The 24,972-nt window shown below is 68.3% G+C and carries 19 protein-coding genes; 13 read left to right on the top strand and 6 right to left on the bottom strand.

From position 1 onward, the window contains the following. The first annotated feature begins 322 nt into the window (after positions 1-322). The 7 genes from rpoB (at position 323) to tuf (ending at position 13,433) form a co-directional block, all read left to right on the top strand. Positions 323-3,808: a DNA-directed RNA polymerase subunit beta gene (rpoB, locus tag WN71_RS13185; RefSeq protein WP_046583578.1), complete on the top strand. Its 3,486-nt coding sequence runs from the start codon at positions 323-325 to the stop codon at positions 3,806-3,808. A gap of 100 nt (positions 3,809-3,908) precedes the next feature. Then, the gene (locus WN71_RS13180; protein ID WP_046583580.1) at positions 3,909-7,808 is read left to right on the top strand and encodes a DNA-directed RNA polymerase subunit beta'; all 3,900 of its coding nucleotides are present in this window, start codon (positions 3,909-3,911) and stop codon (positions 7,806-7,808) included. A 170-nt stretch (positions 7,809-7,978) separates the two neighbouring features. Further along, positions 7,979-8,674, top strand: coding sequence for a DUF1707 domain-containing protein (locus WN71_RS42685; RefSeq protein ID WP_420856495.1), 696 nt, complete (start codon positions 7,979-7,981; stop codon positions 8,672-8,674). Between the two features lie 397 nt (positions 8,675-9,071). Continuing rightward, entirely contained in the window at positions 9,072-9,443 is a 372-nt protein-coding gene (gene rpsL, locus WN71_RS13170) for a 30S ribosomal protein S12 (RefSeq protein WP_003948652.1), read from the top strand. Positions 9,444-9,445: 2 nt separating this feature from the next. Beyond that, complete coding sequence (gene rpsG, locus WN71_RS13165) at positions 9,446-9,916, top strand: 30S ribosomal protein S7 (RefSeq protein ID WP_003992340.1); 471 nt, start codon at positions 9,446-9,448, stop codon at positions 9,914-9,916. A 39-nt stretch (positions 9,917-9,955) separates the two neighbouring features. Beyond that, on the top strand, positions 9,956-12,082 hold the full coding sequence (gene fusA, locus WN71_RS13160; protein ID WP_046583583.1) for an elongation factor G: 2,127 nt from the start codon (positions 9,956-9,958) through the stop codon (positions 12,080-12,082). 157 nt (positions 12,083-12,239) lie between these two features. Beyond that, complete coding sequence (gene tuf, locus WN71_RS13155; protein ID WP_046583584.1) at positions 12,240-13,433, top strand: elongation factor Tu; 1,194 nt, start codon at positions 12,240-12,242, stop codon at positions 13,431-13,433. A gap of 149 nt (positions 13,434-13,582) precedes the next feature. On the opposite strand, the gene WN71_RS13150 is transcribed toward tuf, so the two are convergent. Next, positions 13,583-15,109, bottom strand: a complete 1,527-nt coding sequence (locus WN71_RS13150; RefSeq protein ID WP_046583585.1) for an MFS transporter — start codon at positions 15,107-15,109, stop codon at positions 13,583-13,585. Positions 15,110-15,328: 219 nt separating this feature from the next. Here WN71_RS13150 and WN71_RS13145 point away from each other — a divergent pair, with 219 nt between their 5' ends. From WN71_RS13145 to WN71_RS13130, 4 genes are all read left to right on the top strand, one after another. After that, positions 15,329-15,808: a MarR family winged helix-turn-helix transcriptional regulator gene (locus tag WN71_RS13145; protein WP_046583586.1), complete on the top strand. Its 480-nt coding sequence runs from the start codon at positions 15,329-15,331 to the stop codon at positions 15,806-15,808. A gap of 90 nt (positions 15,809-15,898) precedes the next feature. Continuing rightward, positions 15,899-16,252, top strand: coding sequence for a hypothetical protein (locus WN71_RS41895; RefSeq protein ID WP_167382923.1), 354 nt, complete (start codon positions 15,899-15,901; stop codon positions 16,250-16,252). A gap of 37 nt (positions 16,253-16,289) precedes the next feature. After that, on the top strand, positions 16,290-18,350 hold the full coding sequence (locus tag WN71_RS13135; protein WP_240529640.1) for a hypothetical protein: 2,061 nt from the start codon (positions 16,290-16,292) through the stop codon (positions 18,348-18,350). Positions 18,351-18,571: 221 nt separating this feature from the next. Further along, positions 18,572-18,901: a hypothetical protein gene (locus WN71_RS13130; protein ID WP_143074834.1), complete on the top strand. Its 330-nt coding sequence runs from the start codon at positions 18,572-18,574 to the stop codon at positions 18,899-18,901. Here the strand turns inward: WN71_RS13130 and WN71_RS13125 are convergent. The 5 genes from WN71_RS13125 to WN71_RS13105 all read right to left on the bottom strand — a co-directional run bounded on the left by WN71_RS13125 (position 18,892) and on the right by WN71_RS13105 (position 23,471). Continuing rightward, positions 18,892-20,190 carry a YrhB domain-containing protein gene (locus WN71_RS13125; protein WP_046583590.1) on the bottom strand — a complete coding sequence of 433 codons (1,299 nt, stop codon included), beginning with the start codon at positions 20,188-20,190 and terminating at the stop codon, positions 18,892-18,894. The two genes, WN71_RS13130 and WN71_RS13125, sit on opposite strands and share 10 nt — an antisense overlap. After that, a complete protein-coding gene (locus tag WN71_RS13120; protein WP_046583591.1) occupies positions 20,187-20,492 on the bottom strand; it encodes a YrhB domain-containing protein in 306 nt (101 codons plus the stop codon). The genes WN71_RS13125 and WN71_RS13120 overlap by 4 nt, the downstream gene beginning before the upstream one ends. Next, entirely contained in the window at positions 20,493-22,214 is a 1,722-nt protein-coding gene (locus WN71_RS13115; protein ID WP_046583592.1) for a putative T7SS-secreted protein, read from the bottom strand. It lies immediately after the preceding gene. Continuing rightward, on the bottom strand, positions 22,214-22,864 hold the full coding sequence (locus WN71_RS13110) for a hypothetical protein (protein ID WP_046583626.1): 651 nt from the start codon (positions 22,862-22,864) through the stop codon (positions 22,214-22,216). Before WN71_RS13110 ends, WN71_RS13115 begins: the two co-directional genes overlap by 1 nt. Positions 22,865-22,952: 88 nt before the next feature. Beyond that, positions 22,953-23,471, bottom strand: a complete 519-nt coding sequence (locus WN71_RS13105; protein WP_046583593.1) for a hypothetical protein — start codon at positions 23,469-23,471, stop codon at positions 22,953-22,955. A gap of 529 nt (positions 23,472-24,000) precedes the next feature. Here WN71_RS13105 and rpsJ point away from each other — a divergent pair. Together rpsJ and rplC are read left to right on the top strand one after the other, a co-directional pair. Further along, complete coding sequence (gene rpsJ, locus WN71_RS13100) at positions 24,001-24,309, top strand: 30S ribosomal protein S10 (RefSeq protein WP_003948644.1); 309 nt, start codon at positions 24,001-24,003, stop codon at positions 24,307-24,309. Positions 24,310-24,326: 17 nt separating this feature from the next. Further along, positions 24,327-24,971, top strand: a complete 645-nt coding sequence (rplC, locus tag WN71_RS13095; protein ID WP_046583594.1) for a 50S ribosomal protein L3 — start codon at positions 24,327-24,329, stop codon at positions 24,969-24,971. Position 24,972: the final 1 nt, after the last annotated feature.

Below are 24,972 nucleotides of genomic sequence, written 5' to 3'. Positions count from 1 at the left end.
GGCATGGATCGACGGCGAAGAGGGCAGTATCACCGTGCGTTGAAGGCAGGCATGCCGCAGGCGTTGACAACAACGAGGGATCCCTGGAGTTGGGTTGAAAACCGGGGCTGGACATCAGTGTGCCAAGTGGCTACACTGACCCTTTGCGCTGCCTGTTAGCTGTCCCCTGCCCGTCACCAGGGGTCTGCCCTCGCCTCGGCATTGTCGACCGGACCGCATCTCACCTGGCCTCTTCGGCCGGATCGGGTGCCGTCGGCCGCGATGCGGACGGTGGGGGGCCGGTACGCGCGTAGTGAGTCCGAGCCCTCGGAAGGACCCCCTCTTGGCCGCCTCGCGCACTGCCTCGACCGCGAATACGAACAATGCCGCCAGCACCGCCCCGCTGCGCATCTCCTTTGCAAAGATCAAGGAGCCTCTCGAGGTTCCGAACCTGCTCGCGCTGCAGACCGAGAGCTTTGACTGGCTGCTCGGCAACACCGCCTGGCAGAGTCGGGTCGAGGAGGCTCTCGAGAACGGTCAGGACGTCCCCACCAAGTCCGGCCTCGAGGAGATCTTCGAGGAGATCTCCCCGATCGAGGACTTCTCCGGGTCGATGTCGCTGACGTTCCGCGACCACCGTTTCGAGCCGCCGAAGAACTCGATCGACGAGTGCAAGGAGCGCGACTTCACGTACGCCGCGCCCCTCTTCGTGACGGCCGAGTTCACCAACAACGAGACCGGCGAGATCAAGTCCCAGACGGTCTTCATGGGCGACTTCCCGCTCATGACGAACAAGGGCACGTTCGTCATCAACGGCACCGAGCGTGTCGTGGTGTCGCAGCTGGTCCGTTCGCCCGGTGTCTACTTCGACTCCAGCATCGACAAGACGTCCGACAAGGACATCTTCTCGGCCAAGATCATCCCCTCCCGGGGTGCCTGGCTGGAGATGGAGATCGACAAGCGCGACATGGTCGGTGTCCGCATCGACCGCAAGCGCAAGCAGTCCGTCACCGTCCTGCTCAAGGCGCTCGGCTGGACCACCGAGCAGATCCTCGAGGAGTTCGGCGAGTACGAGTCGATGCGCGCCACCCTGGAGAAGGACCACACCCAGGGCCAGGACGACGCGCTGCTCGACATCTACCGCAAGCTGCGTCCGGGCGAGCCCCCCACGCGTGAGGCCGCGCAGACGCTGCTCGAGAACCTCTACTTCAACCCCAAGCGCTACGACCTGGCCAAGGTCGGCCGCTACAAGGTCAACAAGAAGCTGGGCGCCGACGCCCCGCTCGACGCGGGCATCCTGACCGTCGAGGACGTCATCTCGACGATCAAGTACCTGGTCAAGCTGCACGCCGGCGAGACCGAGACGACCGGGGACTCCGGCGAGATGATCGTCGTCGAGACCGACGACATCGACCACTTCGGCAACCGTCGTCTGCGCAGCGTCGGCGAGCTCATCCAGAACCAGGTCCGCACCGGCCTGGCGCGTATGGAGCGCGTCGTCCGCGAGCGTATGACCACGCAGGACGTCGAGGCGATCACGCCGCAGACCCTGATCAACATCCGGCCGGTCGTCGCCTCCATCAAGGAGTTCTTCGGCACCAGCCAGCTGTCGCAGTTCATGGACCAGAACAACCCGCTGTCGGGTCTCACCCACAAGCGCCGTCTGTCGGCTCTTGGCCCGGGTGGTCTCTCCCGTGAGCGGGCCGGCTTCGAGGTCCGTGACGTGCACCCCTCGCACTACGGCCGCATGTGCCCGATCGAGACGCCCGAAGGCCCGAACATCGGTCTGATCGGCTCGCTCGCCTCCTACGGCCGGGTCAACGCGTTCGGTTTCGTCGAGACGCCGTACCGCAAGGTCGTCGACGGCCAGGTCACCGACGAGGTGGACTACCTGACCGCCGACGAAGAGGACCGATTCGTCATCGCCCAGGCCAACGCCGGTCTGACCGACGAGCTGCGCTTCTCCGAGGCGCGCGTGCTGGTCCGCCGCCGTGGCGGCGAGGTCGACTACGTCGCCGGTGACGACGTGGACTACATGGACGTCTCGCCGCGCCAGATGGTGTCGGTCGCGACCGCCATGATCCCGTTCCTCGAGCACGACGACGCCAACCGTGCCCTCATGGGCGCGAACATGATGCGTCAGGCCGTGCCCCTCATCAAGAGCGAGGCCCCGCTCGTCGGCACCGGCATGGAGTACCGCTCCGCCGTCGACGCCGGCGACGTGGTCAAGGCCGAGAAGGACGGTGTGGTGCAGGAGGTCTCGGCCGACTACATCACCACCGCGAACGACGACGGCACGTACATCACGTACCGCCTGCACAAGTTCTCCCGGTCCAACCAGGGCACCTCGGTCAACCAGAAGGTCGTCGTCAACGAGGGCGACCGGATCATCACGGGCCAGGTGCTCGCGGACGGTCCGGCCACCGAGAACGGCGAGATGGCCCTGGGCAAGAACCTGCTCGTGGCGTTCATGCCGTGGGAGGGTCACAACTACGAGGACGCGATCATCCTGTCGCAGCGCCTCGTGCAGGACGACGTCCTCTCCTCGATCCACATCGAGGAGCACGAGGTCGACGCCCGTGACACCAAGCTCGGCCCCGAGGAGATCACCCGGGACATCCCGAACGTCTCCGAGGAGGTCCTCGCCGACCTCGACGAGCGCGGCATCATCCGCATCGGTGCCGAGGTCATCGCCGGCGACATCCTCGTCGGCAAGGTGACCCCGAAGGGTGAGACCGAGCTGACCCCCGAGGAGCGCCTGCTGCGCGCGATCTTCGGCGAGAAGGCCCGTGAGGTCCGCGACACCTCGCTGAAGGTGCCGCACGGCGAGACCGGCAAGGTCATCGGCGTGCGCGTCTTCGACCGCGAGGAGGGCGACGAGCTTCCCCCCGGTGTCAACCAGCTGGTGCGCGTGTACGTGGCGCAGAAGCGCAAGATCACCGACGGTGACAAGCTCGCCGGCCGTCACGGCAACAAGGGCGTCATCTCCAAGATCCTGCCGATCGAGGACATGCCGTTCCTGGAGGACGGCACCCCGGTCGACATCATCCTCAACCCGCTGGGTGTCCCGTCCCGAATGAACCCGGGACAGGTCCTGGAGATCCACCTCGGCTGGCTCGCCAGCCGCGGCTGGGACGTCTCCGGCCTCGCGGACGAGTGGGCCCAGCGCCTCCAGGCGATCGGCGCCGACCAGGTCGACCCGGGCACGAACGTCGCCACCCCCGTCTTCGACGGTGCGCGCGAGGACGGGCTCGCGGGTCTGCTCCAGCACACCATCCCGAACCGCGACGGCGAGCGCATGGTGCTCCCGACCGGCAAGGCGCGGCTGTTCGACGGCCGCAGCGGTGAGCCGTTCCCGGACCCGATCTCGGTCGGCTACATGTACATCCTGAAGCTCCACCACCTGGTCGACGACAAGCTGCACGCCCGTTCGACCGGCCCGTACTCGATGATCACCCAGCAGCCGCTGGGTGGTAAGGCCCAGTTCGGTGGCCAGCGGTTCGGCGAGATGGAGGTGTGGGCCCTCGAGGCCTACGGCGCCGCGTACGCCCTCCAGGAGCTGCTGACGATCAAGTCCGACGACGTCACCGGCCGCGTGAAGGTCTACGAGGCCATCGTCAAGGGCGAGAACATCCCGGAGCCCGGCATCCCCGAGTCCTTCAAGGTGCTCATCAAGGAGATGCAGTCGCTCTGCCTGAACGTGGAGGTGCTGTCCAGCGACGGTATGTCCATCGAGATGCGTGACACCGACGAGGACGTCTTCCGCGCGGCGGAGGAGCTCGGCATCGACCTGTCCCGGCGCGAGCCGAGCAGCGTCGAAGAGGTCTGACGGGAGTCCGGCCGGAGGAACTGGTGAGGAACCTCCGGCCGGCCCCAGGACCCCCGTATCAGACCCCAAGACTTACAACCCTGAGAGGGATTGACGCATAGTGCTCGACGTCAACTTCTTCGATGAGCTCCGGATCGGTCTGGCCACCGCTGACGACATCCGTCAGTGGAGCCACGGCGAGGTCAAGAAGCCCGAGACCATCAACTACCGCACCCTCAAGCCCGAGAAGGACGGACTCTTCTGCGAGAAGATCTTCGGTCCGACCCGGGACTGGGAGTGCTACTGCGGCAAGTACAAGCGTGTCCGCTTCAAGGGCATCATCTGTGAGCGCTGTGGCGTCGAGGTCACGCGCGCCAAGGTGCGCCGTGAGCGGATGGGCCACATCGAGCTCGCCGCTCCCGTCACCCACATCTGGTACTTCAAGGGCGTCCCGTCGCGCCTGGGCTACCTGCTCGACCTGGCGCCGAAGGACCTCGAGAAGGTCATCTACTTCGCGGCGTACATGATCACGTTCGTCGACGAGGAGCGCCGCACCCGCGACCTGCCCTCCCTGGAGGCGCACGTCTCCGTGGAGCGCCAGCAGGTCGAGAACCGCCGCGACTCCGACCTGGAGGCCCGCGCCAAGAAGCTGGAAAGCGACCTGGCCGAGCTCGAGGCCGAGGGCGCCAAGGCCGACGTGCGCCGCAAGGTGCGCGAGGGCGCCGAGCGCGAGATGAAGCAGCTGCGCGACCGCGCGCAGCGCGAGATCGACCGTCTCGACGAGGTGTGGACCCGGTTCAAGAACCTCAAGGTCCAGGACCTCGAGGGCGACGAGCTGCTCTACCGCGAGCTGCGCGACCGCTTCGGCACGTACTTCGACGGCTCGATGGGTGCCGCGGCGCTGCAGAAGCGCCTGGAGTCCTTCGACCTCGAGGAGGAGGCCGAGAAGCTCCGCGAGATCATCCGCACCGGCAAGGGCCAGAAGAAGACCCGTGCCCTGAAGCGGCTCAAGGTCGTCTCCGCGTTCCTGCAGACCTCCAACAGCCCCAAGGGCATGGTCCTGGACTGCGTCCCGGTCATCCCGCCGGACCTGCGTCCGATGGTGCAGCTGGACGGTGGCCGCTTCGCGACCTCCGACCTGAACGACCTGTACCGCCGTGTCATCAACCGCAACAACCGCCTGAAGCGGCTTCTCGACCTCGGCGCGCCCGAGATCATCGTGAACAACGAGAAGCGCATGCTCCAGGAGGCCGTGGACGCCCTCTTCGACAACGGTCGTCGTGGTCGCCCGGTCACCGGTCCCGGCAACCGCCCGCTGAAGTCCCTCAGCGACATGCTGAAGGGCAAGCAGGGTCGTTTCCGTCAGAACCTGCTCGGCAAGCGAGTCGACTACTCGGCGCGTTCCGTCATCGTCGTCGGCCCGCAGCTGAAGCTGCACCAGTGCGGTCTGCCGAAGGCCATGGCGCTGGAGCTCTTCAAGCCGTTCGTGATGAAGCGCCTGGTGGACCTGAACCACGCGCAGAACATCAAGTCCGCCAAGCGCATGGTGGAGCGCGGCCGCACCGTCGTGTACGACGTCCTCGAAGAGGTCATCGCCGAGCACCCGGTGCTGCTCAACCGTGCTCCCACCCTGCACCGCCTCGGCATCCAGGCCTTCGAGCCGCAGCTGGTCGAGGGCAAGGCCATCCAGATCCACCCGCTCGTCTGCACCGCGTTCAACGCGGACTTCGACGGTGACCAGATGGCCGTGCACCTGCCGCTGTCCGCGGAGGCGCAGGCCGAGGCCCGCATCCTGATGCTGTCCTCGAACAACATCCTCAAGCCCGCCGACGGCCGCCCGGTGACGATGCCGACCCAGGACATGGTCCTCGGTCTGTTCTTCCTCACCACCGACGGCGAGCTGCGCGACACCAAGGGCGAGGGCCGCGCGTTCGGCTCCACGGCCGAGGCGACCATGGCGTTCGACGCCGGCGAGCTGGCGCTCCAGTCGGCGATCGACATCCGCTTCCCGGTGGGCACCATCCCGCCGCGCGGCTGGACCCCGCCGGCCGTGGAGGAGGGCGAGCCGGAGTACCAGACCGGTGACACCTTCCGCCTGCGCACCACCCTGGGCCGCGCGCTCTTCAACGAGCTGCTGCCCGAGGACTACCCGTTCGTCGACTACTCGGTGGGCAAGAAGCAGCTCGGCGAGATCGTCAACGACCTCGCGGAGCGCTACCCCAAGGTCATCGTGGCGGCGACGCTCGACAACCTGAAGGCGGCCGGCTTCTACTGGGGCACCCGCTCCGGTGTCACCGTGGCCATCTCCGACGTCGTCGTCCCCGAGGCGAAGAAGGCCATCGTCGCGGGCTACGAGGCCCAGGACGAGAAGGTCCAGAAGCAGTACGAGCGCGGTCTGATCACCAAGGAAGAGCGCACTCAGGAGCTCATCGCGATCTGGACCAAGGCGACCAACGAGGTCGCCGAGGCGATGAACGCGAACTTCCCCAAGACGAACCCCATCTTCATGATGGTTGACTCGGGTGCCCGAGGAAACATGATGCAGATGCGGCAGATCGCCGGTATGCGTGGTCTGGTGTCGAACGCCAAGAACGAGACGATCCCGCGTCCGATCAAGGCGTCCTTCCGTGAGGGCCTGTCCGTGCTGGAGTACTTCATCTCCACGCACGGTGCCCGTAAGGGTCTGGCCGACACCGCTCTGCGTACCGCCGACTCGGGTTACCTGACCCGTCGTCTGGTGGACGTCTCGCAGGACGTCATCATCCGCGAGGAGGACTGCGGCACCGAGCGCGGCCTCAAGCTGGCCATCGCCGAGCGCGGCGCCGACGGCATCCTGCGCAAGGCGGACAACGCCGAGACGTCCGTGTACGCGCGCTGCCTCGCCGAGGACATCGTCGTGGACGGCAAGGTGCTCGCCCCGGCGGGCGTCGACCTCGGCGACGTGCTCATCGACCAGCTGGTCGCGGCCGGCGTCGAGGAGGTCAAGACCCGCTCGGTCCTGACCTGCGAGTCCGCCGTCGGCACCTGCGCGATGTGCTACGGCCGTTCGCTGGCCACCGGCAAGCTGGTCGACATCGGTGAGGCGGTCGGCATCATCGCCGCCCAGTCCATCGGTGAGCCCGGTACCCAGCTGACGATGCGTACCTTCCACACCGGTGGTGTGGCCGGTGACGACATCACCCAGGGTCTGCCGCGTGTCGTCGAGCTCTTCGAGGCCCGTACCCCGAAGGGTGTCGCCCCGATCTCCGAGGCCCAGGGCCGCGTGCGGATCGAGGAGACCGAGAAGACCAAGAAGATCGTCATCACGCCGGACGACGGCAGCGACGAGACGGCGTTCCCGATCTCGAAGCGCGCCCGACTCCTGGTCAGCGAGGGCGAGCACGTCCAGGTGGGCCAGAAGCTCACCGTGGGTGCCACCAACCCGCACGACGTGCTGCGCATCCTGGGTCAGCGTGCCGTCCAGGTCCACCTGGTCGGCGAGGTCCAGAAGGTCTACAACTCGCAGGGTGTGTCGATCCACGACAAGCACATCGAGATCATCATCCGGCAGATGCTGCGCCGCGTGACGATCATCGAGTCCGGCGACGCCGAGCTGCTGCCCGGCGAGCTGGTCGAGCGCTCGAAGTTCGAGACCGAGAACCGTCGTGTGGTCACCGAGGGCGGTCACCCCGCCTCCGGCCGTCCGCAGCTGATGGGTATCACCAAGGCCTCGCTGGCGACGGAGTCCTGGCTGTCGGCCGCCTCCTTCCAGGAGACGACCCGAGTGCTGACGGACGCGGCGATCAACGCCAAGTCCGACAGCCTCATCGGCCTCAAGGAGAACGTCATCATCGGTAAGCTCATCCCGGCCGGTACGGGTCTGTCCCGTTACCGCAACATCCGGGTCGAGCCGACCGAGGAGGCCAAGGCCGCGATGTACTCGGCCGTCGGCTACGACGACATCGACTACTCGCCGTTCGGCACCGGCTCCGGCCAGGCCGTTCCGCTGGAGGACTACGACTACGGTCCGTACAACCAGTAAGCGGGTATCTGTTTGAACCGATGGGCGGTCACCTTCCGGGGTGGCCGCCCTTCGGCGTGTCCTGGGCCTCCCGGGCCGGCCCCTGGGCGCGTCCTGGCCAACCCATGTGCCGTAATTGCCCACTTGGCGCATCATGGAAGGAACTCGGGGGTTCCTGGGGGAGGTGCTCCGTGTCCGAACCGTCGTCGACATCGCCGGACGACCGGCCGTACGACGAGCCGTACCGGCCGTACGACCAGCCGTACGCGCCGCAGGGCCGGCCGTACCGCGCGGCCGGGCAGCCGTACCGCGCGGCCGGGCCGGGCCCGTACGCGGCCGGGCCGGGCCTGCCGCTGTGGTCGCAGGGGCCGGGTCCGGTGCAGCCGTGGGCCGGGCAGGGCGGCCCGCCGGCCGCGCCGTCGATGCTGGCCTCGCACGCCGACCGCGAGCGCGCGGTGGACGTGCTCAGGGCCGGCTACGGCGAAGGACGGCTGGAGCAGCCCGAGTTCGAGAAACGGGTGGCCCGCGCCTACGCGGCCCGCACGGTCGGGGAGCTCGCGCACATCGTCGCGGATCTGCCGCAGGGGCCGGTCCCGGTGACGGTGCCCCTGGCCGTCGTGCCGGGGACGTTCCGGCCGCAGCCGGTCCCGACGACCAACGGGAAGGCCGTGGGGGCGTTCGTGTGCGGGCTGCTGTGCGTGCCCACCGGGGGGCTCACGGCCATTCCGGCGGTGGTGCTCGGACACACCGCGCGCTCCGAGATCAGGCACGGCGCGGAGGCCGGCGACGGGCTCGCGGTCACCGGACTGGTCCTCGGCTGGATGGCCATCGGGTTCTGGGCACTGCTCCTGGTGCTGGCGCTGATGGCCGCGGTCTTCGCGGGGTGAGGTTCCACCCTCATGGCGGCAACCCGCGCGGCATGTCGTGCCGTCACTCCCCCGGAAGAGTGGCGGAGATCACCCATGCCCGCACTCACGTGCGGAAATCATGGATTCGAAGATCGATCCCGACGCATGGTCTTGACACCGGCCGTACGGCGATGCGGGCGAGGCCCATTTGTTTTGACCGTAGCTCTTGAGGTAGGTACGCTCAGACCTTGTGCCTGGGGTGTGCCCTGGCTCTCGTGCGTGCCTTCAACCGCATAGCGAGCTGTGAGTGGCCACCGCAATCTGCGCCCTTTTGCCTCGCGGCAGGAGTCTGCCGGATTCGACACACCCGACCGCGTGGGTCGGCGAATGTTCCAGGTTAGCTTTACCTATTCGGCACACAGAAACCGGAGAAGTAGTGCCTACGATCCAGCAGCTGGTCCGTAAGGGCCGGCAGGACAAGGTCGAGAAGAACAAGACGCCCGCACTCGAGGGTTCGCCCCAGCGTCGTGGCGTCTGCACGCGTGTGTTCACGACCACCCCGAAGAAGCCGAACTCGGCCCTGCGTAAGGTCGCGCGTGTGCGTCTGACCAGCGGGATCGAGGTCACCGCTTACATTCCGGGTGAGGGACACAACCTGCAGGAGCACTCCATCGTGCTCGTGCGCGGCGGCCGTGTGAAGGACCTGCCGGGTGTTCGCTACAAGATCATCCGTGGCTCCCTCGACACCCAGGGTGTCAAGAACCGCAAGCAGGCCCGCAGCCGCTACGGCGCCAAGAAGGAGAAGTAAGAATGCCTCGTAAGGGCCCCGCCCCGAAGCGCCCGGTCATCATCGACCCGGTCTACGGTTCTCCTCTGGTGACCTCCCTCATCAACAAGGTGCTGCTGAACGGCAAGCGCTCCACCGCCGAGCGCATCGTCTACGGCGCCATGGAGGGTCTGCGTGAGAAGACGGGCAACGACCCGATCATCACGCTGAAGCGCGCGCTGGAGAACATCAAGCCGACCCTCGAGGTCAAGTCCCGCCGTGTCGGTGGTGCGACGTACCAGGTCCCGATCGAGGTCAAGCCCGGTCGTGCCAACACGCTCGCCCTGCGCTGGCTCGTCGGTTACTCCCGCGCCCGTCGCGAGAAGACCATGACCGAGCGTCTGCTCAACGAGCTCCTCGACGCCTCCAACGGCCTGGGTGCCGCTGTGAAGAAGCGCGAGGACACGCACAAGATGGCCGAGTCCAACAAGGCCTTCGCGCACTACCGCTGGTAGTCGCAGTCCACATCGAGACCGAGAGAAGACTGAAGCCTCATGGCTACCACTTCGCTTGACCTGGCCAGGGTGCGCAACATCGGCATCATGGCCCACATCGACGCGGGCAAGACGACCACCACCGAGCGGATCCTGTTCTACACCGGCGTTTCGTACAAGATCGGTGAGGTCCACGACGGCGCCGCCACCATGGACTGGATGGAGCAGGAGCAGGAGCGTGGCATCACGATCACCTCTGCTGCCACCACCTGCCACTGGCCGCTGGAAGACGTCGACCACACCATCAACATCATCGACACGCCGGGTCACGTGGACTTCACCGTCGAGGTGGAGCGCTCCCTGCGCGTGCTCGACGGTGCCGTGACGGTGTTCGACGGCGTCGCCGGTGTCGAGCCCCAGTCCGAGACTGTCTGGCGTCAGGCGGACCGCTACGGCGTTCCGCGTATCTGCTTCGTCAACAAGCTCGACCGCACGGGTGCCGAGTTCCACCGCTGTGTCGACATGATCTCCGACCGCCTGGGCGCTCAGCCGATCGTCATGCAGCTCCCGATCGGCGCCGAGGCGGACTTCAAGGGCGTCGTCGACCTGGTGACGATGAAGGCGTTCGTCTGGTCCGCCGAGGCGACCAAGGGCGAGATGTACGACATCGTCGACATCCCGGCCACGCACACCGAGGCTGCCGAGGAGTGGCGCGGCAAGCTGCTCGAGGCCGTCGCGGAGAACGACGAAGAGATCATGGAGCTGTACCTGGAGGGCGAAGAGCCTTCCGTGGAGCAGCTGTACGCCGCGATCCGTCGTATCACCATCGCGTCCGGCAAGGGCACGGGCACCACGGTGACCCCCGTGTTCTGCGGCACCGCGTTCAAGAACAAGGGCGTCCAGCCCCTGCTCGACGCGGTCGTGCGCTACCTGCCGTCGCCGGTCGACATCGAGGCCATCGAGGGCCACGACGTCAAGGACCCGGAGACGGTCGTCAAGCGCAAGCCGTCCGACGAGGAGCCCCTGTCGGCGCTGGCGTTCAAGATCATGAGCGACCCGCACCTCGGCAAGCTCACCTTCGTGCGCGTCTACTCCGGCCGCCTCGAGTCCGGCTCCGCCGTGCTCAACTCGGTCAAGGGCCGCAAGGAGCGCATCGGCAAGATCTACCGCATGCACGCGAACAAGCGTGAGGAGATCGAGTCGGTGGGCGCCGGCGACATCGTCGCCGTCATGGGCCTGAAGCAGACCACCACCGGTGAGACGCTGTCCGACGAGAAGAACCCGGTCATCCTGGAGTCCATGGACTTCCCGGCGCCGGTCATCCAGGTCGCCATCGAGCCCAAGTCGAAGGGTGACCAGGAGAAGCTGGGCGTCGCGATCCAGCGCCTGGCCGAGGAGGACCCGTCCTTCCAGGTCCACTCGGACGAGGAGACCGGCCAGACCATCATCGGCGGCATGGGCGAGCTGCACCTCGAGGTGCTGGTCGACCGTATGCGCCGTGAGTTCAAGGTCGAGGCCAACGTCGGCAAGCCGCAGGTGGCCTACCGCGAGACGATCCGCAAGGCCGTCGAGCGCGTCGACTACACCCACAAGAAGCAGACCGGTGGTACCGGTCAGTTCGCGAAGGTGCAGATCGGCATCGAGCCCATCGAGGGCGGCGACGCCTCGTACGAGTTCGTGAACAAGGTGACCGGTGGCCGTATCCCGAAGGAGTACATCCCTTCGGTCGACGCCGGTGCGCAGGAGGCCATGCAGTTCGGCATCCTCGCCGGTTACGAGATGACCGGCGTGCGCGTCATCCTGATCGACGGTGGCTACCACGAGGTCGACTCCTCCGAGCTCGCCTTCAAGATCGCCGGCTCGCAGGCCTTCAAGGAGGCCGCGCGCAAGGCTTCGCCCGTGCTCCTCGAGCCGATGATGGCCGTCGAGGTCACCACGCCCGAGGACTACATGGGTGAGGTCATCGGCGACATCAACTCCCGCCGTGGCCAGATCCAGGCCATGGAGGAGCGGGCCGGTGCCCGCGTCGTCAAGGGCCTCGTGCCCCTGTCGGAGATGTTCGGCTACGTCGGCGACCTCCGCAGCAAGACGTCGGGTCGCGCGAGCTACTCGATGCAGTTCGACTCCTACGCCGAGGTTCCCCGGAACGTCGCCGAGGAGATCATCGCGAAGGCCAAGGGCGAGTAACGCTCCGCGTTCCCACGCCGTAGGCTTGACCCCGGAGCCTCTCGGGGCGAACCACCGCAAACCGTGGCGGTCCGCCCCGGGGCCCGGGACCTGACAGCAAAGATCACCTGGCGCCGATGAAGTAAGGCGTACAGAACCACTCCACAGGAGGAACCCAGTGGCGAAGGCGAAGTTCGAGCGGACTAAGCCGCACGTCAACATCGGCACCATCGGTCACATCGACCACGGTAAGACGACCCTCACGGCCGCCATTACCAAGGTGCTGCACGACGCGTACCCGGACCTGAACGAGGCCACCGCGTTCGACAACATCGACAAGGCGCCCGAGGAGCGCCAGCGCGGTATCACCATCTCCATCGCGCACGTCGAGTACCAGACGGAGACCCGTCACTACGCCCACGTCGACTGCCCCGGTCACGCGGACTACATCAAGAACATGATCACCGGTGCCGCGCAGATGGACGGCGCGATCCTGGTTGTCGCCGCCACCGACGGCCCGATGCCGCAGACCAAGGAGCACGTGCTCCTGGCCCGCCAGGTCGGCGTTCCGTACATCGTGGTCGCCCTGAACAAGGCCGACATGGTGGACGACGAGGAGATCATGGAGCTCGTCGAGCTCGAGGTCCGTGAGCTTCTCTCGGAGTACGAGTTCCCGGGCGACGACCTTCCGGTCGTGCGCGTCTCGGCGCTGAAGGCGCTCGAGGGCGACGCCCAGTGGACGCAGTCCGTGCTCGACCTCATGAGCGCCGTCGACACCGCGATCCCGGAGCCCGAGCGCGACGTCGACAAGCCGTTCCTGATGCCGATCGAGGACGTCTTCACGATCACCGGTCGTGGCACGGTCGTCACCGGTCGTATCGAGCGTGGTGTCCTCAAGGTCAACGAGACCGTCGACATCATCGGCATCAAGACCGAGAAGACCACCACCACGGTCACCGGCATCGAGATGTTCCGCAAGCTGCTCGACGAGGGCCAGGCCGGTGAGAACGTCGGTCTGCTGCTCCGCGGCATCAAGCGCGAGGACGTCGAGCGCGGCCAGGTCATCATCAAGCCGGGCTCGGTCACGCCGCACACCTCGTTCGAGGCCCAGGCGTACATCCTGTCGAAGGACGAGGGTGGCCGTCACACCCCCTTCTTCAACAACTACCGCCCGCAGTTCTACTTCCGTACGACGGACGTGACCGGCGTCGTGACCCTCCCCGAGGGCACCGAGATGGTCATGCCGGGTGACAACACCGAGATGTCGGTCGAGCTCATCCAGCCCATCGCCATGGAAGAGGGCCTGAAGTTCGCCATCCGTGAGGGTGGCCGGACCGTGGGCGCCGGCCAGGTCATCAAGATCAACAAGTGATCTGACTGACCAGGTAGGTCTCTGGAAGGGCCCGTACGACTTCGGTCGTACGGGCCCTTTCGTGTGCGCGGGCCCATGCAAGGAAAAGACGCGTCCCGCCCCCGATTCCTCGGGGGCGGGACGCGTCCGTGTGCGGTGCGGGCCGGGCGTCAGTGGGCGGCCGCGGCCGCGCCCTCCGGGGCGCCGTGACCGTTCGGACGGGCGACGACCAGCAGGCCGGAGACGACCGCGGCGATCAGCATCGCGCCGACGCCCCACCAGATGGCCTGGGTGTACCCGTGGACGATGCCCTCGCTCAGGACCTGCGCCTTGCGGGAGGGGTCCGTCAGATGCGTGCCGACGTACGTCGTGGTCGCCGAGGTGGCGATCGTGTTCAGCAGCGCCGTACCGAGCGAACCGCCCACCTGCTGCGAGGTGTTGACCATCGCGGAGGTCACGCCGGCGTCCTGCGGCCGGACCCCGTGGGTCGCGGTGGAGAAGACCGGCATGAAGGTCAGGCCCATGCCGAGGCCGAGCAGCAGCTCGGCGGGCAGGACGTGGGTGGCGTACGCCGAGTCCACGCCGAGCTGGGTGAGGACCCCGAGGCCCGCGGCGGCGAGCAGCATGCCCGGCACCATGAGCCGCCGCGGCGGCGTGGTGGGCAGCAGCCGCGCGGAGATCTGCGTCGAACCGATGATGATCATCGCGGACATCGGCAGGAACGCCAGGCCGCTGCGGACCGGGGAGTAGCCCAGGATGCCCTGGAAGTAGTACGTCATGAACAGGAACAGGCCGAACATGCCGATCGTGGCCAGGCCCATGGTGAGGAAGCAGCCCGCGCGGTTCCGGTCGGCGAGGACGCGCAGCGGCAGCAGCGGGTGCTTGGCCCGGGTCTGCCAGAAGACGAACGCGGCCAGCAGGACCACGCCGCCGATCAGCAGCGCGAGCACCCGGCCGTCGCCCCAGCCGCGCGGCTCGGCCTCGGAGAAGCCGTAGACGACGGCGACCAGGCCGCCGCAGCCGAGGATCACGCCGGGGATGTCGAGCTTGGCCTCGCTGTGCCCGGGGCGGTCGTGCAGCAGGATCAGCGCGCCGACGACGGCGATGGCGGCGATCGGCACGTTCACGTACAGACACCAGCGCCAGTTCGCGTACGACGTGAGCACGCCGCCGAGCAGCAGGCCGAGCGCGGCGCCCGCGCCGGCGATGGCGCCGTAGATGCCGAACGCCTTGCCGCGCTCGCGCGGGTCGGTGAACGTCGTCGTCATCAGCGACAGCGCGGACGGCGCGAGGACGGCGCCGAAGACGCCCTGGAGGGCGCGGGCGGCGAACAGCACGCCGGGGGTCTCGGCCGCGCCGCCGATCGCGGAGGCGAGGGCGAAGCCGATCAGGCCGATGATGAACGTGCGCTTGCGGCCGACCAGGTCGGCGATGCGGCCGCCGAGCAGCAGCAGGCCGCCGAAGGCGAGGGTGTAGGCGGTGATGACCCACTGCCGGCTGCCGTCGGACATGTCCAGCGCCTTCTGGGCGGACGGCAGGGCGATGTTCACGATGGTCGCGTCGAGGACCACCATCAACTGGGCCAGGGCGATGACGACCAGACCCCACCAGCGGCGCGGGTCGGCGGTGCCGGCGGTCGGGTGGTCGGGGGAGGACGGGGCCGTCCGTATGGCCTCGGCCGGGGGTGAATCGCTCATGACGGGATGGTCGCTTTCCTTGGCTGGTCGAGTGGGACGGGTGGGGCGGTGCCGGGTACGGTTCCGGGCTGGTCCGGGCTGGTCCGTGTCGATCGGGGCCGGTCCGTGGCGGTCCGTGACATGTCCCCCTGGCCCCTGCGCCGTGCGCGCGCCCCCGCATCCATCACCACTGGAGATCATCAGCAGTGCTGATTGTCGGTGCCAGTGTACGCTTTGCGTATGAAGGACGTGCAACCGCCGGATGTCCTGGCGGGTCGCCTCGGGTATCTCCTGAAGCACGCCTATGTGGCGCTCGCGGCCGAGCTGGAGCAGGCGCTCGCGCCCTACCGGCTCATCCCGCGGGAACTGGGCGTGCTGGCGTTGATCGCCTCCGCCGGGCAGCAGCTCTCCCAGCTGGAGATCGCCGAGAGCCTCGGCGTCGACCGCACGACGATGGTCGGCGTCGTCGACTCGCTGGAGAAGAAGGGCTACGTCGAGCGCCACCGCAGCGACCGGGACCGGCGCCGCAACGTCGTCACGCTGACGCCGGACGGCGAGCGCAACCTGGCCGACGCGGAGCAGGCCCGCGAGCGGGTCGAGCGGGACTTCCTGGCCCCGCTGGACGATACGGCCGCACAGGCGCTGACGAGCGCTCTGCTCGCCCTGCACCTGTCCCGCCGTCAACTCGGCGCAGCCCAGACCCACCGTGACACACCGTGACAAAGTCCTGCGTGCGCCGGTTGAAGGGTCGACGGGCCGTCGGCCCGGTGCGGCACATCCGGCGCGGTGCGGGACGGGACGGTGGAGTACGTGGTGGCAGTCGGCGCCCGATCGAAGGACCTGGCCTCCTCACCGGCTGAGAAGCGGGCCGCGGCCCGCGCCCTGGAACGGCACATCGAGCCCGACACCGGGCGGGCGGGCCGGTGGGCGGAGGAGGAGACCGCGGCCGCGGTGCGGGCCTTCGGCACCCGGGACGGCGACGGCTGGCTCACCTCCGCGGCCCTGCGCGGGGCGCACGAGACCTGGACCGGCCAGGTGCGCGACCTGCTGCACCGGCTGTCCGCCGAGCGGGAGTCCCTGCACGGCGCGAACGTGCTGCTGACCGACGCGGACCTGACGGCGGCCTCGGCGGCACGCCGGGTGTCGGCGCTGGACCGGTACTGAGACGGCGGCGCGGGCGATGCCGTCGTACCACGAGATCATGACCGCCGACCTGGCCGCGCTGACCACCGCGGCGGAGCGCTGGGACGGCATGGCGGGGGAGTTCGCCCGCCAGGAGAAGGCCTACCGCCGGGATGTGCACGGCGTCGTCATGGGACCGGCCTGGCAGGGCCTGAGCGCGGACGCGGCGCACGCGCGCTTCGAGATCACGCTCAAGGAGTTCGGGTACGCCCAGACCGAGGCCAAGGCCGTCGCCTCGCTGCTGCGGGACGCGCACGCGCAGTTCACCGAGTTGCGCGGCCGGGTGGTGGCGGCACGGAGCGAGGCCCGGGCGGCGGGGATGCTGGTCTCCGAGCGCGGGCGGGTGACGCTCGGCCTGCTGGAGGCGGAACAGGCGGAACGGGCGACGGTCCACGGGGACGCCGACCACTCCAAGGCCCTGCGGCACTGGCAGGACCGTATCGACAAGGCGGTGCGGGACGTCGCCGACGCGGACGCCGGGGTGCGGCTCGCCCTGAAGGCGGTGGTGGCCGACTCGGACGTGATCGCGGGCGGGCGCGGCTTCAACGGCCGGGCGGTGGGCGACATCGAGCGCTACGAGGCGGGCCGCGCGCGGGATCTGCTGCGCGGCCTCGCGGACGAGGACCGGCTGTCGGTCAATCAACTCCACGAGCTGGAACGCCTGTTCAGGGACAACGACCTCGACACCGGCTTCTCCCGCACGGTTCTGGACGGCCTCGGCCCGGCCGGCACGATCACGTTGACGAACACTCTGGACGACCTGATGCACGGGCCGGCCGCGGGCGCCGGCGCGGCGGCGGGCAGGGCGGGGGACTACGCGTCACTGGAACGCGGCCTGGCCGACGCGCTGGCGACGGCGACCAAGGACACGCGGTCGCCGTGGTACCGGAAGTGGCGGGCGGGGATGCGCAGGGCGGGCGTACGGCGGTTCGCCACGCAGGCCCAGGGCGCCCGTCTGGACCAGGCGGTGGGCTACCAGTCGCTGGTCACGCTGCTGCGCAAGGGCCACGGGTACGCGCCGCGGGTGCTGACGGATCTGACGGACGACATGATCGCGGCGGAGCGGCGGGAGCCGGGCATCTGGCGGCTGAAGGAGGCCTGGGCCGGCCGGGACGGGGGCTGGTTCGCCAACGACCCGGTCGACGGGATGCTCGGCGTGATGAGCCACCACCCGGAGACGGCGGCGCACTATCTGAGCACCGGCGACCACATGAAGTACCTGGTCAGGGACCGCGACTGGAACGTCGTCCTGCACGCGCACGACGGCGTGAAGGCCGACCTGTACACCGCCGGCCCGGACCGCGACGACCGCGCGGGCCTCGGGGCGGCGCTCCAGGCGGCGGCCACGGGCATCGACCCGTCGTCCCGCGCGGGCCACTACGTGGCGCACACCCCCGCGAACGGGGCGGTGCTGCGCTCGGCGGTCGAGCACCTCGCCGCGACGGGCGACGACTTCCCGCCGTCGCTGCGGCGGCCGATGGCGAACATCCTGGTCAACCACGGGGCGACGGTGCACGCGGCGATGAGCGAGGTGGACATCTCCAGGTCCCCGCTGAACCAGCACGAGCTCTTCGAGGTGACGAAGCAGGTGTCCAAGTCCGAGGGGGCGTACGGGACGTTGAACGGGGGGTTGAACCAGGCGATGGTCTCCGCGATTCACGGTCACCACACGGACTCCCCGGAGCCGCTGGTCCGCGCGGGCCGCACGGTCGGCTTCCTGGAGGAGGCCCGAACCCAGGCCCAGGGTGACCCCCAAACAGCCGAGTTCAAGGACAAGCCGCTGTTCGACAAAGCGATTGGCTTCATCCCGGTGGTCAATGGCCAGGTGCAGCAGGGGTTTGACTATGTGACGGAGCGGTGGTTGGCGGATGAGCAGAAGCGGTTGGACGACGGTGCTTCCAAGGAAGCCGTGTCTAGCTATCAGGATCGAAACGGTCAGCTGACGGCCCTCGCTGCGGAGTGGGCGAAGACGCATCAGCAAGGTGGTCGGCAGCCTTATGAGCGACAGGACCTGGTGGAAAAGTCCGCCGAAGCCGGAATTGACCACGCACGGGGTGTTTCCGGGGGCGTCGGTAAATGAGCCGCATCGCGAAGACCGTGCTCACAGCGACGCTGCTCGTATGTCTTGGCCTTGCTGCCTCGTACATCAGCCGGCCCAGCCACGAGTCCTCGCCTCGTTCGCTGTGTGGAACTGCTGTGAGTCGAAGCTTGGCCAAGCCGCTCCTCCGAGTGGGAACGGTCGTCGAGCGGAACCGCGTGAGTCGTCAGAATCCTCAGCCTTCGGCGTACTGCGAGGTCCTCGTGGATGACGAAGCGCAGCTCATGATGAGATTCGCCTGGCACTCGGACCAGGTGAGCCCCCTGCACATTGCGAGATCGGTCAATTCCGTTTCTCTTCTCGAATCGCCCACGCTGCTTGATGCTGACTACGAGACGGCTGTGGGTGACAACGGGGCAATTTCTACAGCCCCCTGCAAGACCAAAGGTGGCAACTACTTCACCCTCACCCTCCAGCTCCCCCAAGTCCCCCCAGGTACCCGTTCGTACCGGCACGACATCGAACGCTTCATGCGCGCCTACTTCCCCGCCACCCTCAAGACGCTCGGGTGCCGGGATGCGGGTCAGCGGTAGCGGATGACGTGGAGGCGGTGGACGCCGGTCGGGTCGAAGGTGAACGGGGCGTCGGAGGAGCCGTCGATGACCAGGACTCCCTCCTCCCGGCGTACCGCGTTGAGCAGCAGGCCCACCGCCTCCCGCCCACGCCCGTCCGTGCGGCGGATCCAGACCAGGCTCCGGGCACCGACCGGCAGCGCCGCCAGCGCGTTCATCGCCGTCTGCCAGTCCGGGTGCTCGGAGGTGGACAGCACCTGGCCGAGCTGCGCGAGCGTGGGTTCGAACCAGGACGCGTGCCCCGGAGCCGGAGGCCGCGGCAGGTCCGCCGTGCCGGGGGTCTCGCCGGCGTCCCAGCGGGCCAGCCAGGCCCAGGGCGCGGTGTTCGGCAGACCGAAGGGCGCGCTGTCGTCCTTCGGTACGACCACCGTGGCGTCCAGCATGGCGTGCTGCCAGTTCCCGTCGCCGAGGAAACGCCTGCTGTTGCAGGAGAAGACCCAGGCGCGCAGCGTCTCGTCCTGCGCGGTGGGCCGGTCCAGGTCGACCTGCCCCTTGTAGGCGTCGTCGAGCCAGTGCCGGGCCTTCGCGACGGCGGAGGCGAAGTCGGGGGCGGCCTGCTGCCAGGGGGCGCGCGGAGAGGAGGACGCGCCCGGCACCGCCCGCAGCAGGACCAGTTCGCGCAGCAGGGGCGGCACGTCCAGGCGGGCGAGCGAGGACGTGAGGCCGTCGAGGAAGACGACCTGGCCCTTGTTGTTGTGCGCGTAGAGAAGGTTGCCGCTGGCCTCGTGACCGCCGATCTCGCGACGGACCCAGATGACACCGCGGGTGTCGGGGCCGGTCGCCGCGACGGCCTTCACCAGGTCGTCCCAGTCCCCGACGGGAACCGGCTGGAACTCCGGGAAGTACCGACGTCCGAGCCGGTCCCACCAGCCGGGGGCCTCGTCGGAGGGGCGCCAGGGCAGCGGTACGGACGGGGTGCCGTTGATCGCGCAGTGCATGGCGACGACACAGCCGCGCGCGTTGATCCGCCGGGCCTGGCCTTCGGCGCGGTTGGCCGCTTCACCGGGCGGCGCCGGCTCCAGGTCGCCGAGCGGCATGCTGGGCGCCGGATGGAAGGGACAGCTGCCGTCCTTCGGCACCACCAACGAGCCCGCGAGCATCGGCGTGGCGGGATATCCCGGCTGCGTCAGGGTGCGACAGGCGTACAACCAGGCCGCAGCCGTCTCGTGCACCGGCCGAGGGGACGCGAGTTCGACGAGGCCGCCATAGGTGTCGTTCAGCCACGTAGTCGCTTGGCGGACGGCGCTCATCGCGGAAACTCCTTCGGCGGCCATTCACCGGACGCGCGTCGATTCATGTAATCGGCAACGGGAATGATGCTCGGCGGGAAGTGGGCCTTCCCGCCGTCGTGCGGGACGACCACGACGGTGGTGACGGGGGACTGGAGCCAGTCGCCTGTCTCGATGTGCTGCGCGAAGTCGAAGGAGATCAGCCAGCCATATGGATGGTCGACGCTCTTCTCCGGAAACAGAACGATGGAGTCCGCCTTTTCGGGATACACCCTCCGGAGAAGCGTAGTGGCGGATTCCACCGCATCCAGCCGACTGATCATCTACGGTGCTCCCTTGCCATAGGGCACGTGCATTATTTCCTTTGCGTCCTTCTCCAACGTGCCGAGGGTTCCGCTCTGACCATCGAGGAAGACGACCCCGTGCTCGGTGTTCACCGCGTTGAAGAAGTGACCCGAGCCTGTTCGTCCGACAAATACCGCGCTTCTCGCGCCCTCGCCACGGGCTTTGAGGTCGCGGATGATGTCATCGTAGCTGTCCACCTTGTGCCAGGCGGTCGCCGGATCCTTGACTCCGAGGGGTTCGAGGGGAAGCTGACCAGGGCCTTCCCGGCGCGCCGCGCTGACCTCGATGCCGTCCAGTCGATGGTTCACGGAGACCGTCGTATACGCACAGTTCTCGGTATAGCCGTCTTCCCAGCGGTTGTTGACGTCCTTCAGCCAGGGGTATTGATCGTCGAGGAATTCTTGCGCCGTCTTCGGGTCGACCGAGTCGTAATGGATCGCCTTCTCCGACACATGCTCCGTAGAGCTCGCCAGATCCCCCCACTTGCTCGCCCCGGCCGCCTGGCCGCCGTATTCCGCGCTCTCCTTGGCCACGTTCACGGCCGTGAGTTCCGCGCCCTCCTCGGCCGCCATGCGCAGCCCCCCGGCCGCGAGGCCCGCGCCGTCGGTGCCGAGGAGTTGCGGGACCAGTCGGCCGGCGAACTCGGACGGGTCCTTCTCGAAGCCGTCCACGACGGCCTTGAGCGTCCGCTCGGGGTGCGCCGCGGTCGAGACCAGGCCGGAGAGCGTCGTGGAGACGCCCTGGAGGTACTCGGCGGGGTGGGTCAGGTTGTACGGGTCCATCGGGTCGAGCCCGCGTACGAAGTTGACCAGGCCGGCCGTGCCCTTGATGATCCCGCCGGTGAAGTGGGTCAACTCCGTGTTGGCTGCCTGGAATCCGTCCACGAGGTCGTTGCCGAGTCGGTCCAGCGGCGGCGGCTCGGCCGGGGCGTGCGACAGGGCCCCCTTGATCCGCGCGTTGGCGGCCGTCGCGGCGGAGTTGCGCTGCTTGCGCGCCTCCGCGAGCTTCTGCCGCGCCGCCGCGATGCCGGCCTTGCCCGGGTCGTGAAACGGCTCGGGCTCGGGCCCGGGGTCCTCGTTCGCCTTGATCTTCGCGTTGTAGGCGTCGATGCGCTTGTTGTACGCCTCGACCGCCTTCTCGGACGAGCTCTTGCCCTTGGCATACAGGTCGATGGCGTCCTGCGCCTGCGCCTGCGCCCACTTCACGGTCGTCGCGTAGCTCTGCAGCGCGCCCGCGGCGGTCTCGCAGGCGTCGGCCGCGTGCAGCCACTTCGCCGGGTGCACGCCCAGCTTCTTGCGGAAGGCGTCGCCGCCCTCGCCCTTCCAGCCGGTGGAGTCCACCCGCTTCAAGCCGGTGCTGACCTTCTCGAAGGCGGTGAAGAACGCCGTCAGGTGCTTCGCGGTCCCCACGATCCTGTCGTGGTTGCCGTGGACGAGGTCCTTGGGATCGTCGCTCTCGCCGAGCTGCTGTTCGCCGGGTGTCGCGCCGAGGTCCGAGGCGAGTTCGTCGCCCCAGTCGTCCACCGTGTCGGCCGCGCCGTGCAGACCGACGCGGTCCAAGCCGTCGCCGAGCTTGTGGGCGCCGTAGTCGATGCCCTCGCCGACCGCCTTCTTGCCGTCGTCGACGAGCTTGCCGCCCTTGTCCAGCGCCCAGTTGGCGCCGTCCTCCAGGCTGTTGCCGAGGTCCCCGAGAATCCCCATCAGCCCGCGGCACCGTTCTGCTGCGTCCGGGCCCGCTCCTCGGGGGAGGGGCCGAAGGTGTCGTCGAGGAAGTCGTCGTACTCGCTGTCCGACACGCCCAGGGCGCTGTGCAGGTTCTCCGGGTCGAGCCCCAGGGGCCCGACAGTGTGCGAGGTCATCACGTCCCGGCCGGCGTCCTTCCAGCCCTGGAGGCTGTTGGCGTACGCCTGGTCGAACGACTCCTTGCTGTAGTCCGCGTGCGCGGACTGGGTGGCTATGTCGCCCCAGCCCTGCTGGGCGACCGCGTCCTCCGAGGCGTGCGGATTCCCGACGAGCGAGTTCAGCCCGATCTTGAGCGTGCCCTCGACGTACTGGTCCGTCTCGTAGTACGTGCCGGCCGACATGCCGGTCTTCACGGCCAGGGTGTTGCCCTCGTTGATCAGCGACCGTACGCCCCACTCCCACCGCTCGCAGAAGGACTGGAACGTCGCCGTGAGCGTCTCCTCGCCGAGTTCGAGGCCGGACAGTTCGAGCTCCCCGAAGCCCCGGCCGGTGCCCGCGGTGCCCACCATCCCGAGGTCCCCGAGTTCGCCCAAGGCCAGCGTCAGCCCTTGCGCTATCTCGTCGAGCCCTCCGGTGGCGAGGTCCTTGCCGTCCGGCTGTCCTCCCATGCCCCCGTTCACCACTGCCCCTCCCGGCCGGTCACGACCGCTTCGTCGACATCCATCACGCCCGTCTTGTCCAACGCGCGGGCGTGGCTCACCTGTTCACCGCGCAGGCGTCGGGAACGATTCCGGTGACGGGCGGGAGCAGCAGCGCCCGCTCCGCTCCGTCGGCCGCGTCCAGCGCCACTCCGCACGGCAACCCGGCCTCCGGGACCGCGACATCGAGAAGTCGGGCCCCGAGCACCGTCTGATACGCCCACTCCTCGCGGCCCTCGCCCCTGGCCAGGGCGTAGCGCGCGAGGGCCGCCTCGTCCGAGAAGGCGAGAATCCAGCGGACTCCGCCGAAGTCGGCCGTCAGCCAGCCGTTGTCCCGGACGGGCACGAGCACGGCGGTCTCCCGGAAGGCCTCCAGCGCCCCGGCGAACCGGCGCCGACGCGCGTCGGTCTCGGCCGGGGAGGCGGGAGTGGTCGGTGAGGAGGGAGGGGTCGCGAGCGGCCGCGGGTCGCCGAGCGGTGCGTGCGGCGCGTCATCGGCGGGTGCCGTCATCGCCGCGTAGTCGGCCAGCTTCGAGCGTCGCCGCGGCGCCTGAGCGCCGCCCCCCGGTTCCGTCATACCGGCACCGTGGCACACCGGCGCTCTTCGTCTCCACCCGGTCGCCGGGAAGGTCTGTTCCTGCCCGGGGGTGTTCACCGAAGCTCCACACCCCGGCCCCCGCCACCCCGTGTTTGACCTACGTCACTCCCGGGGTATTCTCTCCGGCTCGATTGGCGGGACCCCCGCCCCATATGGCAGACTGTCCGAGTTGCTCGGTCGAGTGTTGATGCTGCGCGCCTCCCGCCGGGAGGACCGAAAGCGAGTCCCACAGTACTCGTCGCCCTAACTGCCTCACGGCAGCGCTGGGGCGGACGTACGGGAATCTTTCGGGAAGTGTAGGTGCGGCACCGGCCAGGCACCCGGTGGGTTTTTCGCCCCCGGTCTGCGGTTCCGGTAGGGCCGTGTGCAGTCCCCGCAGGGATGTGGATGTTCGGACAAGGGACATCCGTGTCAGCGGGAGCGCGACACGCCCGACCGCGTGGGTCGGAGAAGAAGGTATGGAACACCGGGTTCCAGAGCGTTACAGAGACAGGACTACTGAGTAGCCATGGCGGGACAGAAGATCCGCATCCGGCTCAAGGCCTACGACCACGAGGTCATCGACTCCTCGGCGAAGAAGATCGTCGAGACGGTGACCCGCACTGGTGCGTCGGTCGCGGGCCCGGTGCCGCTGCCCACTGAGAAGAACGTGTACTGCGTCATCAAGTCGCCGCACAAGTACAAGGACTCGCGCGAGCACTTCGAGATGCGCACGCACAAGCGTCTGATCGACATCCTCGACCCGACCCCCAAGACCGTTGACTCTCTGATGCGACTCGACCTCCCGGCCGGTGTCGACATCGAGATCAAGCTCTGAGGGCCGGTGATCTGAAGATGACGAAGCAGATCAAGGGCATCCTGGGCGAGAAGCTCGGCATGACGCAGGTGTGGGACGAGAACAACCGTGTTGTTCCGGTCACCGTCGTCAAGGCCGGCCCCAACGTCGTCACCCAGGTCCGTACGAACGATGTCGACGGCTACGAGTCGGTCCAGATCGCCTTCGGCGAGATCGACCCGCGCAAGGTGAACAAGCCCCTCAAGGGCCACTTCGCCAAGGCCGACGTCACCCCCCGTCGCCACCTCGTCGAGATCCGCACCGCGGACGCCTCCGAGTACACGCTGGGCCAGGAGATCACCGCTGAGGTGTTCGAGGCCGGCGTGAAGGTCGACGTGACCGGCAAGAGCAAGGGCAAGGGCTTCGCCGGTGTCATGAAGCGTCACAACTTCAAGGGCCTCGGCGCCGGACACGGCACCCAGCGCAAGCACCGCTCGCCCGGTTCCATCGGTGGCTGCGCCACCCCGGGCCGCGTGTTCAAGGGCCTCCGCATGGCGGGTCGCATGGGCAACGAGCGGGTCACCACCCAGAACCTGACCGTCCACGCCGTTGACGCGGAGAAGGGTCTGCTGCTCATCAAGGGCGCTGTCCCCGGTCCGAACGGCGGCCTCGTCCTGGTCCGCACCGCGGCCAAGGGGGCCTGAG

The organism is Streptomyces mangrovisoli, from assembly GCF_000974985.2.
GTDB lineage: Bacteria > Actinomycetota > Actinomycetes > Streptomycetales > Streptomycetaceae > Streptomyces > Streptomyces mangrovisoli.
This window is presented reverse-complemented; position numbering and strand designations above follow the sequence as displayed.

What these genes read in the sequence shown, in the direction of transcription:
- WN71_RS13135 (WP_240529640.1), top strand. Translation starts at nt 16,290, where the DNA reads ATGACCGCCGACCTGGCCGCGCTGACCACCGCGGCGGAGCGCTGGGAC.
- rpsJ (WP_003948644.1), top strand. Translation starts at nt 24,001, where the DNA reads ATGGCGGGACAGAAGATCCGCATCCGGCTCAAGGCCTACGACCACGAG.
- fusA (WP_046583583.1), top strand. Translation starts at nt 9,956, where the DNA reads ATGGCTACCACTTCGCTTGACCTGGCCAGGGTGCGCAACATCGGCATC.
- WN71_RS13115 (WP_046583592.1), bottom strand. Translation starts at nt 22,214, where the DNA reads ATGGGGATTCTCGGGGACCTCGGCAACAGCCTGGAGGACGGCGCCAAC.
- WN71_RS13145 (WP_046583586.1), top strand. Translation starts at nt 15,329, where the DNA reads ATGAAGGACGTGCAACCGCCGGATGTCCTGGCGGGTCGCCTCGGGTAT.
- WN71_RS13150 (WP_046583585.1), bottom strand. Translation starts at nt 15,109, where the DNA reads ATGAGCGATTCACCCCCGGCCGAGGCCATACGGACGGCCCCGTCCTCC.
- rplC (WP_046583594.1), top strand. Translation starts at nt 24,327, where the DNA reads ATGACGAAGCAGATCAAGGGCATCCTGGGCGAGAAGCTCGGCATGACG.
- WN71_RS13120 (WP_046583591.1), bottom strand. Translation starts at nt 20,492, where the DNA reads ATGATCAGTCGGCTGGATGCGGTGGAATCCGCCACTACGCTTCTCCGG.
- WN71_RS13105 (WP_046583593.1), bottom strand. Translation starts at nt 23,471, where the DNA reads ATGACGGAACCGGGGGGCGGCGCTCAGGCGCCGCGGCGACGCTCGAAG.
- WN71_RS13110 (WP_046583626.1), bottom strand. Translation starts at nt 22,864, where the DNA reads ATGGGAGGACAGCCGGACGGCAAGGACCTCGCCACCGGAGGGCTCGAC.
- rpsG (WP_003992340.1), top strand. Translation starts at nt 9,446, where the DNA reads ATGCCTCGTAAGGGCCCCGCCCCGAAGCGCCCGGTCATCATCGACCCG.
- WN71_RS13125 (WP_046583590.1), bottom strand. Translation starts at nt 20,190, where the DNA reads ATGAGCGCCGTCCGCCAAGCGACTACGTGGCTGAACGACACCTATGGC.